This window comes from Deltaproteobacteria bacterium HGW-Deltaproteobacteria-6 (assembly GCA_002840435.1).
Taxonomy (GTDB): domain Bacteria; phylum Desulfobacterota; class Syntrophia; order Syntrophales; family Smithellaceae; genus UBA8904.
The window spans coordinates 107,675-119,663 of record PHAT01000006.1; the positions used below are offsets into that span (position 1 = coordinate 107,675).

9 protein-coding genes are annotated in these 11,989 nt (G+C 51.1%); 5 read left to right on the top strand and 4 right to left on the bottom strand.

Going from position 1 to position 11,989, the window contains the following annotated elements; translation table 11 throughout:
- Positions 1 to 45: 45 nt before the first annotated feature.
- On the bottom strand, positions 46 to 1,098 hold the full coding sequence (locus CVU71_15040) for a deoxyhypusine synthase (GenBank protein ID PKN17743.1): 1,053 nt from the start codon (positions 1,096 to 1,098) through the stop codon (positions 46 to 48).
- A 204-nt stretch (positions 1,099 to 1,302) separates the two neighbouring features.
- Here CVU71_15040 and CVU71_15045 point away from each other — a divergent pair, with 204 nt between their 5' ends.
- Both CVU71_15045 and CVU71_15050 read left to right on the top strand, forming a co-directional pair.
- Positions 1,303 to 2,829: a hypothetical protein gene (locus CVU71_15045; GenBank protein PKN17744.1), complete on the top strand. Its 1,527-nt coding sequence runs from the start codon at positions 1,303 to 1,305 to the stop codon at positions 2,827 to 2,829.
- A 57-nt stretch (positions 2,830 to 2,886) separates the two neighbouring features.
- Positions 2,887 to 4,254: a DNA-binding response regulator gene (locus CVU71_15050; protein PKN17745.1), complete on the top strand. Its 1,368-nt coding sequence runs from the start codon at positions 2,887 to 2,889 to the stop codon at positions 4,252 to 4,254.
- Positions 4,255 to 4,293: 39 nt separating this feature from the next.
- On the opposite strand, the gene CVU71_15055 is transcribed toward CVU71_15050, so the two are convergent.
- Complete coding sequence (locus CVU71_15055; GenBank protein ID PKN17746.1) at positions 4,294 to 5,202, bottom strand: Patatin; 909 nt, start codon at positions 5,200 to 5,202, stop codon at positions 4,294 to 4,296.
- Positions 5,203 to 5,204: 2 nt separating this feature from the next.
- Positions 5,205 to 6,701 (bottom strand): ATP-dependent helicase, encoded by a 1,497-nt coding sequence (locus CVU71_15060; GenBank protein ID PKN17747.1) that lies wholly within the window; start codon positions 6,699 to 6,701, stop codon positions 5,205 to 5,207.
- A gap of 390 nt (positions 6,702 to 7,091) precedes the next feature.
- Here CVU71_15060 and rho point away from each other — a divergent pair, with 390 nt between their 5' ends.
- From rho to CVU71_15075, 3 genes are all read left to right on the top strand, one after another.
- Positions 7,092 to 8,339: a transcription termination factor Rho gene (rho, locus tag CVU71_15065; GenBank protein PKN17748.1), complete on the top strand. Its 1,248-nt coding sequence runs from the start codon at positions 7,092 to 7,094 to the stop codon at positions 8,337 to 8,339.
- A 138-nt stretch (positions 8,340 to 8,477) separates the two neighbouring features.
- On the top strand, positions 8,478 to 8,720 hold the full coding sequence (locus CVU71_15070; GenBank protein PKN17749.1) for a 50S ribosomal protein L31: 243 nt from the start codon (positions 8,478 to 8,480) through the stop codon (positions 8,718 to 8,720).
- 166 nt (positions 8,721 to 8,886) lie between these two features.
- Complete coding sequence (locus CVU71_15075) at positions 8,887 to 9,966, top strand: peptide chain release factor 1 (GenBank protein PKN17750.1); 1,080 nt, start codon at positions 8,887 to 8,889, stop codon at positions 9,964 to 9,966.
- 55 nt (positions 9,967 to 10,021) lie between these two features.
- Here CVU71_15075 and CVU71_15080 read toward each other — a convergent pair whose 3' ends face one another.
- Positions 10,022 to 11,896, bottom strand: a complete 1,875-nt coding sequence (locus CVU71_15080; protein ID PKN17751.1) for a B12-binding domain-containing radical SAM protein — start codon at positions 11,894 to 11,896, stop codon at positions 10,022 to 10,024.
- Positions 11,897 to 11,989 lie beyond the last annotated feature (93 nt).

Genomic DNA, 11,989 nt, shown 5'->3' on the forward strand with positions numbered 1-11,989 from the left:
CTAAATAAAAAAACGGGCCTTTCGGGCCCGTTTTTTTCTTCGCTACTATTTTTTGGTTTTCTTCTGGACGGTTTTTTGATCCCCGTCAAACATTTTGGATAATTCCCACTTTTTGCGTCCCTTCCAGCTTCCCTTATGGTAGGCGTAGCTTGCCAGAAGCGGCAGGACTGTTGTGGCTTCGGCGTACACCATCTGTTCGCAGCTGGAATCCACCTTGCCCCAGGAATTCGCCTCTTTGAGCGTCGAACTGGAGCAGGCGCCGTCACGCACGTCCGCCACGGTGATCTGTATCGCGTATTTATGCATCGGCACGTCGTGGCCCATAATCTCGGCGCAAACAACGGTATCCTGTGCAAAATTTTTCGGCACGCCGCCGCCGATCATCAAAAGTCCGGTGGTGCCCGCTTTGATCTTCACGTTGGTCAATTCCAGAAAATCCTTGACGGAATCAATGGACATGTGGCTCTCGGGACGCTCCACCTGATGCAGGACCAGACCGAAGCCTGCGGAGCTGTCTGAAAAGGCGGGGCAGAAAATCGGCACATTGTTTTCGTAGGCCGCCTGCACCAGAGAATTTTTCTTTTTGGAATTTGTGACCAGATACTTGCCCATTTCGGCAATGAATTCCCGTGACGAATAAGGACGCGCCTCCAGCGTGTCCGCAATCTTTTTGATGGTTTTGTCACAATGCTGCAAATCGTCTTCGCTGATGTACGTGTCGTAAATACGGTCAATGTAAAGACTGCGCAATAATTTGTCGTCAACAAACGGCGTGCCCTGATAATGCTTGAAACCCAGCGCTTCAAAAAAGTCCATATCAACAATCGATGCACCGGTCGCGACAATCGCATCCACCATATTGTTTTTCACCAGATCGACATACACCTGCATGCACCCGGCGGCGCTGGTGGACCCGGCCAGGGTCAGAATGACCGCGCATTTTTTTTCTTTGAGCATCCGGTCGTAAATTTCGGCAGCAGCCGCCAGATCGCGTGCGGAAAAGGACATTTTCTTCATGGCTTCAATGATTTCCACAGCGTTGATGGCCTTAATGTCGATATGCTCGACTGTTTTTTTCAATAAATCTTTTTTCTTCATGAATGCACCAATCCCCCAATTTTATCTTTATTCATTTTGGCTATTAAATCATGGAGTGTAAAAAGTCAATCTTTTGTGGCATAAAACGCGTCAGGCCATTTAGAAAATACACACAGGCCTGCGGGAAATTTTCCCCTTAGCTTTTTCCTCTTTCTGCGCTATAAGTAAACACATTAAATATACAAAAACGAACATGGGATCATCATGGATACTTTTACGCTGGCCGCAACCAGTTTTACCATCGCCCTGTCGCTGTTCATCATGGGAAAAAAAGACAAGCTGCAGATATCTTTTGCGGTCTTCTGCCTGGCCATTTCCATTTCACAGGCGGCGCTTTTTTTTCAGGGACTGTTCACGCCGCGATTCTGGATATACGTTGAATATATCGGGATTCTGGCCCTTGCCCCCCTGTCGGTCTGGTTTTTCCGCCACCTGACCCGCAATAATTCTTATCTGTCGCAGGGCTCCGTGGCGCTGACGTCCCTGATCAGCCTGGCAGGCGCCGGCATGCAATTCACCCCCCTTACCGCCTGGCCCTATTTTCGCTATGCACTGATTACTTACGCCTGCATCGTGCTGGTTATCTGCTACATTGCTTTGTTTCGCCATGTGAGCAAACTGGCGCCCAGCACGGAAAAAAGACGGCTGCGTTATCTGCTGATCACCTGCCCGACCGCCGCCTTCATCTGTTCGGCCGATATTTTCGGTTATCTGGGTTACAATTTTCCGCCGGTTGCCGGCCTGGTTTTATCCGCCCTGCTTTATTTAACCCTGCTGATTATCGCTTATCCCCAGCTTTCGGAGCTGCATGATTTTTTCGCCCGCGCCCTGGTTATTTTCATCAGCACCATCATCGGCGCTTTCATCTTTTATTTTGTGGCTTTCTTTTTCAGTTCCAGTCTGCCTTCATTTACCAGTGTTGTGATGGCGTCATTTTTAATCGTCATCTCCGTCACGCCGGTTAAAATGATCCTGAAGAAAATTTTCAGTTTTCTCTATCCCGACAGCAAAGATGTTTTCACATCCCTTTATGAATTTGATGAAAAATTGGAAAGGGAGAAGGCCCTGCTGCTCTCGGAAATGGCGCCGGTCTTCGCTCACGAAATCCGCAATCCGCTGGGTTCCATCAAGGGAGCGGCGCAATATCTGCAGTCCGAGGCAACGACGGAAGAACACAGCCAGCTTCTGAATGTGATTATCGAAGAAGTCAACCGGCTCAATGCTGTCGTCAGCCAGTTTCTGGATTATGCCCGTCCCGGGAACGGTAAGATCCAGGCGCAGGATATCAACGCCATTATCCTCCGGGTGATTTCGATCATCGCCGCCAACCGGCTAACCGATAAAATCACGATTGTCCGGGAACTGCAGGAAGGCTTGCCGCCGGTCAGCGTCGATGAACAGCAAATGATTCAGGTCATGATCAATATATCGCTCAATGCCATTGAAGCCATGCCCCAGGGCGGCAGCCTGACCTTCCGGACATCAAAAATTGAAACCAGTGCCGGCGTCGCCGTAGGCATTACCATCCGGGACACGGGCAGCGGCATCAGTCCGGACGATCTAAAAAACATTTTCAAACCTTTTTACACAACCAAAGAAAGAGGTGTGGGGCTGGGGTTGGCGATCTGCCAGAGAATCATCCGGGAACACGGCGGTTCCATTCGGGTTAAATCCATTCCCGGCCAGGGCAGCGTCTTTTTTATCCGCCTGAACGCGAACGGCAAAATGTAAAACGTGTAAAATACAATCCATCTTGATTTAATCGCCAAGTCATAATAGTTGTAGGTTATGAATAAAATATTAATCGTCGATGATGAATTAAATATGCGCCTGGTTCTGGCCGCCATGCTGAAAAAAGAAGGCTACGAAGTCGCTTCCGCGGCCGACGGCGCAGAGGCGCTGCAAATTTTAAAATCCGGACCGATTGCCGCCGTGGTCACGGATTTGAAGATGCCGCGCGTCGGCGGCATGGAACTCCTGGACCGCGTCAGCTTGGAATACCCGGAAGTCCCCGTCATTATGATCACCGCTCACGGTACTGTGGCAACGGCCGTCGAAGCCCTGAAAAAAGGCGCCCTGGACTACATCACCAAGCCGTTCGAACTCGAAGAACTGAAAAATATCGTCTCCAAGGCCGTCAAAACACATAATCTGAAAGAAAATGAACTCTATCTGCCGCCGGATGAAATCGAACGCGCCGGCATCATCGGGGCAAGCCAGACGACCCTCGACCTGTTTGATGCCATCAGGAGGGTGGCGCCTACGACCACCACCATTCTGATCAACGGAGAAACCGGCACAGGCAAGGAACTGGTTGCCGAGGCCATTCACCGGAATTCTCCCAGGAAGAACAATCCGCTGATCAAAATCAATTGTGCGGCCATTGCCGAGACCCTGATGGAAAGTGAACTTTTCGGTTATGAAAAAGGAGCTTTTACGGGAGCAGCCGTTACCAAGCCCGGCAAGTTTGAACTGGCGCATAAGGGCACCTTATTTCTCGATGAGGTGGGTGAAATCCCCCGGGATATGCAGGTCAAGCTGCTGCGCGTTCTGCAGGAGCAGGAATTTGAAAGAGTCGGCGGCCTCAAGACCATCAAAGTGGATGTCCGTTTTATCGCCGCCACCAATCGAAACCTGCTGCAAATCGTAAAAGACGGAAGTTTCCGCGAAGACTTGTACTACCGCCTCAATGTTTTTCCCATCAACGTCCCTCCTTTGAGGGAAAGAACGGAAGACATCATTGCGCTCGTGGATTTTTTTGTAGATAAATTCAATAAAAAACTCGATCTCGCCATCAGCGGGATGGACAATGCCGTAAAAGAAATGCTTTTGCGCTATCGCTGGCCCGGCAATATCCGGGAACTGGAAAACCTGATTGAAAGAATGATGCTGCTGGCCAAAAGTCCGATGATCACCACTGACGAAGTTCCACCGGAATTCAAGACCAGTCTGGAGCAGGATGTCGCAGCCGGCGTGGATGGCGATAAAAAGCCCTTTAAAGACTTCGTCCGCACGCACATGGAAGATGTGGAAAAGCAGATGATCATCAAATGTCTTGAAGAATCCGGGGGCAATGTCACCAAGGCCGCCAAGCTGCTGGGCTTGAGCCGCAAGGGTTTACAGCTCAAGATGATTAAATACAGTCTGCGCAAATAACTGCTGACGATGGGTCATCGTCGTTTGCAATCCTGATGGTTACTGGGGAAGCCGGCCTTCCTGCCTTAGCCTGGCGAGGATTTGCAAAATGGCCGGCATGGCCAGTGTGGCCTCCTTTTCACCTTCGAAAATCGCCTGGTTGAACTTTTCCATTTCCGTCGAACCAATATCCTTTACATTCGGCCTGATGACAACATCGGCGTTTTTAAGCTGGGCATTGATGTTTCGCATGTACATGATGTTGACTGATTTTCCCATGGTGTCCATCATCCCGATCGGGGTATTTTTGTCCAGACCGCCGGAGATATCCACGGCAATAACTACATCCGCCCCATAGCGGCGCGCCACATCGACGGCCACCGCGCTGACCAATCCGCCATCGACATAGGTATTGTTCCCGATCCTGACCGGCTGGAACACTCCCGGTACGCTGCAACTGGCATGCACGGCAACGCCGGTGTTCCCCCTGCCAAAAACCATTTCCTCGCCGGTGTTGGCGTTGGTTGCCACGGCAAAGTAAGGGATCTTCAATTTTTCAATGGGGGTATTGCGCACATTAGCATTAATGAAGTTTTCAAGCTTCTCGCCCTTGATGAGTCCACCTTTCCAGACCTTCCAGTCGTAGTCGAGAACATTGTCCCGCTCCATTTTCATGGCAATACCCTGCAATTCAAAAGCACTTTTTCCCGATGCATAGAGACTCCCCACCAGGCTGCCGGCGCTCGTTCCCACTATCATGTGGATGGGAACTCTCTGGGCTTCCAGCACCTTCAAGACGCCGATGTGCGCAAACCCCTTGGACGCGCCCGCGCCCAGCACGACGGCAATTTTAGCGGGTTTGGCCGGCGGCTGGACAGGTGGGGCTGCCGCGCAGGAAACAAACAGAAACAGACAGCCGAAAAAGACCGGGTACAGTGCCTGATATAAACGGGGAAAAATAATCGACATGGCTATGCTGTCCTTGGTTTTCTGTTCCTTGGCCGCGGTCTTCCATTTTGGGGTTTGGGCCTGGGGCCCGGACCCGGTGTTGGTTTTGGTTTGAACTGGCTTCCCTCTTCCACAATGTCGGCCGGGAGCTGGACCGGCGGCGCGTGGAGAGTCTGTTGATAATAATCGTCGAGCAGCATGGTAATAATCGGCAGTTCATCTTCGGCCTGCGCCAGATTGCGGGCCAGCGGCGCAAAACGCTGCATGCGTTCAATCTGAATATTATCACGGCCGCGCAGACGTCCTTCCAGAAGCGCCGTAATGCGTTCCGCTACCACTCTTTCGAGTTCTTCATCGCCGGGAAGCTGACGTTCCTCCATGTGGATATTGTAAAAACGCGCAATACTCTGCATCTTGAACTTTTCCATTTCCGCCACCACGGAAATGACGACGCCGCTGGATCCCATCCTTCCGGTGCGTCCGGCGCGGTGAATATAGGCTTCCGGATCTTCCGGCGGCTCATACTGAAATACATGCGAAAGGTCGGGGATATCAATGCCGCGCGCCGCCACGTCGGTGGCGACCAGAAAGCGCAGTGCGCCGCGGCGTACCCGCGCCATCACCTTTTCTCTTGCGCTCTGGGCCAGATCGGAACTCAGTTCATCGGCGTCATACCCGAATCGTTTCAGGACGACGGAAAGGTAGTGCACCGTGTCCTTGGTGTTGCAGAAAATAATGGCCGAAGCGGGATTTTCAATCTCGATAATGCGGACCAGTGAACGCTCCTTGCGCATGCCCGGCACAATGTAGTAAATATGTTCGCTTTCAGCGATATGCACCTCATTGCCGCTTAAACTCAGCAACTGGGGATCGTGTAAGAATTGACCGGCCAGACGAATGACCTGCGGCGGGAAGGTGGCGGAAAACATGCTGCTCGTAATCCTGCCTACCGGGATATACTTACGGATTTTGACCATATCGGGGTAAAATCCCATCGACAGCATCCGGTCCGCCTCGTCAAAAACAAGCATTTTCAGATGATCCAGCGAAAGCGTGTTTTTCAGCAGATGATCCAGAATGCGTCCCGGCGTACCGACTACCAGTTGAGCGCCGCCCCGGAAAGCTTCCAGTTGTGCGTTGTAGCCGACGCCGCCGTAAACAACGGCCGTCCTGAGCTCGGTCCCCTGAAAGAGCATCTCGGCTTCCTGGGACACCTGCAGGGCCAGTTCACGGGTGGGAACTAAAACCAGCGCCTGCGCAACATTTTTTCGTAAATCGATTTTCTTCATGATCGGCAGCAGATAACCGCCGGTTTTGCCGCTGCCGGTTCGCGACTGAATCATCACATCGCGGCCGGACAATAGATAAGGAATGGATTTGGCCTGCACGGGCGCCAGAGCCGTCCAGCCCGCGCGCTCACACGCCGCCTTCAGATCGTCAGTCAGTTCTTCCAGACAGATATCGCGAAGGCCGTCGGCCGCAGGAGTATCCATCCCTTCATTGGGATTTTCATCGCTCATAGAAACATAAACCTCTCATCTCTAAAATATTAATAGATATCATTTAGTTTAGTGCGGCTCAGGAATCAAGGAAAATATTGCGGCTGATCTTTATTATGTTACGGCACATGTTCTTTAATGCAGGCAGGAAAAACTGCGCAAGAAAACACAAGAAAATACCTTGACAGTTCGAGATGATTCATATAGCCTGCTAGTCAATTCGTCAGAGGCAAATATTGCCCTGCCCTTTGGAGCGATTCAAGGATTCAAATAAACTAGCCGATATTAAATCCGTAGCTGCTTAAAAAATCGTGAATATCCTCGTGTATTTCTTGAAAATTAATGCAGTAAATACTATCTCATTTCACTTCAATATCGAGCCTGTTACTAATTCAAATTAAGGAAATATTTATGAACATCGAAGACATTAAGAGGCTGCCCATCAGCGAACTCAACAATTTGGCCAAAGAAATTGAAGTACCAGGGGCCAGCGGCATGCGCCGCCAGGATCTGATCTTCGCCATTTTGCAAACCCAGGCGGAGCAAAACGGTGTGATCTCCGGGTCCGGCGTTCTGGAAATCCTGCCGGACGGTTTCGGCTTCCTGCGTGCGGTCGATTATAACTATCTGCCCAGCCCCGATGATATCTACATTTCGCCGTCACAGATCCGCCGCTTTAATTTAAGAACCGGCGATACCATCGCAGGCGAAGTCCGCCCTCCGAAAGAAGGTGAAAAATATTTCGCCCTCTTAAAAGTTGATGAAGTCAACTTTGAAAGCCCCGAGTCGGCCCGTGACAAAATCCTCTTTGACAACCTGACCCCCCTTTATCCCCAGGAAAAACTGAATCTGGAATTTGATCCCGAGAATTTCTCAACCCGGGTTCTGGATTTATTCGTCCCGATCGGCAAAGGACAGCGCGGCCTGATCGTTTCACCGCCGCGCGCCGGTAAAACCGTTTTATTGCAGGATATCGCCCACAGCATCACCGCCAATCACAAAGAAGTTGTTTTAATGGTGCTCCTGATCGACGAACGCCCCGAAGAAGTAACCGACATGCAGCGCAGCGTCAAGGGCGAGGTCATCTCATCAACCTTTGACGAACCGGCTTCACGCCACGTCCAAGTTGCCGAAATGGTTATTGAAAAGGCAAAGCGCCTGGTTGAACATAAAAAAGACGTCGTTATTTTGCTCGACTCGATCACCCGTCTGGCGCGCGCTTACAACACGGTCGTACCCCCATCCGGCAAGGTCCTTTCCGGCGGCGTGGATTCCAATGCTCTGCATAAACCCAAACGCTTCTTCGGCGCGGCCCGTAATATTGAAAACGGCGGAAGCTTAACGATTATCTCCACGGCTCTGATCGACACCGGCAGCCGCATGGACGAAGTTATTTTTGAGGAATTCAAAGGCACCGGCAACATGGAACTGCATCTGGATCGCCGGATCGCCGACCGCCGCATCTTCCCCGCGTTCGATCTGATCCGTTCAGGCACACGCAAGGAAGAACTGCTGATCCCCAAAGCCAATCTCAACCGCGTCTGGATTTTACGCCGGTTGCTGCAGGAAATGAATCCGGTCGATGCAATGGAATTCATCATCGGCAAGATCAGAAAGACGGAAACCAACAAAGATTTCCTGGAATCCATGAATTCGTAGTCATGGGGCGGCAGATTGAAACCCGTTAATAATTATCTTGAATTTTTGCCGCTTATAGGATAATGCACCGCATCTGCTTAACATTATAGAGACCTTTATCAAATATTGCAGATAAAGAATCAGGAGGAAGAAGGAAAAATGAAAGAAGGTATCCATCCGGACTATAAAGAAACGACCATCACTTGTGTTTGCGGCAATGTGATTGAAACACGATCCACTAAAAAGGACCTCAAAATAGACATTTGCTCCAATTGTCATCCTTACATAACCGGCAAGCAAAAGATTCTCGATACGGCGGGACGTGTGGAAAAGTTCAAGAAGAAATACGCGCCCAAGGCGGAAACCGCTCCGGCCGCAAAGAAAACTACAAAAAAAGCTTAGACTTAACGTGCTGCCCGCGGGCATGCAACCCCGGACTTTGTCCTCATGATAAACAAGTTACAACATTCCCGACATTTATAGCTGCGTCCTCCCGAAAAGAGGAGCGCTATAAATGCGTTTTTCTCCCTTAACCAACATTTTAAAAAATATACCGACAAAGTAAACTATGGATATTTTGCTCAATAAACTTCGCGATATCGAACTCCGTTACCAGGAACTGGAAGGGCTGCTGTCCGATGCCCAGGTGGCTTCCAAACAGGGTCTGTATCAGAAATACGCCAAAGAGCATTCGGACTTGACTGCACTTGTGGAGATCATCCGCCAGTACGAAAAAATCAAGCTGCGTCTGGCTGAAAATCAGGAACTCCTTGCGGAAAGCGATGAAGAATTGAGGGCGATGGCCAAGGAAGAAATTCCGCTCCTGCAGCAGGAGCTGTCTGATCTGGAAGGGAAAATAACGGTTTTACTCCTGCCCAAAGATCCCAATGACGACAAAAATGTCTTTCTGGAAATCCGCGCGGGCACCGGCGGAGATGAAGCAGGCCTTTTTGTCGGCGATTTATTCCGCATGTACGCGCGCTATGCCGAAGCGCAGGGCTGGCGCGTGGAAGTGGTCAGTTCATCGCCGGCGGGCGGCATGGGCGGCTTCAAGGAAATCATCGCCCAGATCGAAGGCCGCGGCGCATACAGCCGTCTCAAATATGAAAGCGGCACGCATCGTGTGCAGCGGGTTCCCGTTACCGAAGCGCAGGGAAGGATTCATACATCGGCGGTTACCGTCGCCATCATGCCGGAAGCGGAAGATGTGGAATTGACCATCGACCAGAACGATCTGCGCATTGATGTTTACCGGTCCACCGGCCACGGCGGCCAGAGCGTTAATACGACGGATTCCGCCGTACGCATCACGCATTTGCCGACCGGACTGGTCGTCACCTGCCAGGACGAAAAATCCCAGCTCAAAAACAAGATCAAGGCCATGAAGGTCTTGAGATCAAGACTTCTGGACGCGATGGTGCAAAAGCAAAATGCCGAGCAGGCCCAGGCACGCAAAAGCCAGGTGGGCTCGGGCGACCGCTCCGAGCGCATCCGCACCTACAATTTTCCGCAGGGCCGCATCACCGATCACCGCATCAATATGACCCGCTATGACCTGGACAACTTCATCAACGGCAACATCGGCGCCATGATCGACGCGCTCGCCTCACATTATCAGGCTGAACTGCTCAACCGCCAGGGACAATAACCCGGCATTTTGTTGCCGGACTTTTGTGAAGCAAGCCTGACGGACCGACAGATTATCAGATGGCGTAAAGGATCTGTTCTTCAACCGCAAACTCCAGAAATTCATCAATCCGCTTCCGGGATTTTATATTTTCCTTATCCAAGACCTGCCGGAGGGTTTCAACACCCGTCAAGGAGGAAAGCAGCCTGCTTAATGTGCGGTCGATAATCACTGTTTTAACAGCGCCGCCGCAATTATAAATAACCAGGTATGTTTTCCGCGTCTGATACGCATCAAGGAACTCTTCAAACGTCAGTTCGCCAACGGTCATGAGTTCATTGAAATCATATTTTAATGAAAGGGAGATCGTTCCGGGTGACAAACCAAACACGGTTTCATCATCAAACCCGCTTTTTCCCGCCGCAGCAAGCGCTCCCGCATAAAGCGAACGGTCCAGCGCGCCGTGAATAGTGATGATATCCGCCATGACCGGGAAGAGTTTTTTCTTGTTGTGCCTGATGAACTGCTTCTTTACAAAAGAGGATTGCAGAACCGTAATTTCTTCTCTGGTGAGCGCGGACGGTTGTTCGCCTGATGATAAATACGCGGCAAAATCAGAAAGAAAATCGGCAGGCGTCATGCCAAGGGTCTCCAGAGCCATGAACATCCAGCCCGCGGCGCCGCCGCGGTTGTAAAAAATTTCACAGGCATTTTTCAGCCGTTCGGCCCGGGCCATGTCCGCTTCTGAAAAACCGGGCGAGGAGATCAGCGTGTAAGGCGCATCCGCAAGACAGTTCAGGGAAAAGGATTCCGCCTGATCATAAAGGGCGGTCCCCGGTAAAACAGCCAGCGGGAAAATATCGAGATGATTCGGCTGCAGACCCAGGGCATAATTAAGGCTTTCTTTGAACCCATCCGGTGTATCGCCCGGAAGCCCGTAGATCAGGTCAAGCCCGAAAATGGCGCCTGCCTGATTCAACAGCGATATTTTTTTTGCGAATTTTGCAGGATTAATGGTTCGGTTGACATGAGCCAGCACTTCGGGATGAGCGCTCTGCAATCCAACCTGAAGGCTGCAGTGAAGCCCGGCAAAGAGCCCGGCGATTTCACGGTCGATAAACTCCGTTCTTAATTCAAAAGTAAAATGAATCAGCGGAGCCGTTTTATAAATCATGCGCAGAATTTTTTTGGCGCGCTTGATGTCACAGTTAAAAGTCGGGTCCAGCACAAAGATCTGCGTTACTTTTTTTTCTTCGAAAAGCTCCAGTTCCTTTTGGATGCGTTCCAGCGCGATTTGCCTGACACCGGCTACTCCCCGTGATTCGAAACAGAAACCGCATTTAAAAGGACAGCCTCGGGAAAGTTCCCACCAAAGGTCGGCCCGGTACCTGCCGGGGTCAATGGCGCCGGTCAGAAAAGGCGAGGGCAGGACGTTTAAATCCATGACGGGCTGCTGATCTTTCACCGGATGAAGCCTGGCGCCTTTCAGAAAGACACCGGGCATGCCGTCGAGCGGATCAGCGTTCAACAGCTTGTTCATGACTTCCGCAAGAACGATCTCACCTTCACCTTTAATGACAAAGTCCAGGGGCGCGCTATCCAGCAATGTTAAAGGAAGTGCCGTTGCCTCCGCGCCTCCGGCAAAGAGCACCGTATCCGGGAATTTCTTTTTGATGATGCGGCAGATTTCAATGACCAGGCGCCTGTTCCACAGGTACGTGGAGAAACCGATCATCTCCGGAATGCTCCGGCACAGGTCATCCGATATAAAACCGGCGGAATGATCGATCGTGTATTCATGGATGGATACATCAAGCCGCCGGCTGACGGCGTCAACCGAATCGAGCTGCGCTTTCAGCGACGCCGCGGCCAGAGGGACAGTCCGGGGTGAATCCTTAATATGGATGGATACAAGTTTAAGTTTTATTTTTTTCAAAACAGCCCCTGACATTTTCTTATTTTACGCGGCATGGAATCCGGTAACTGCCTGGCGGCAGTTGCCGGTAAGGAAACCTTGCACCGGGCAGGTTCCGCCGACAACGAT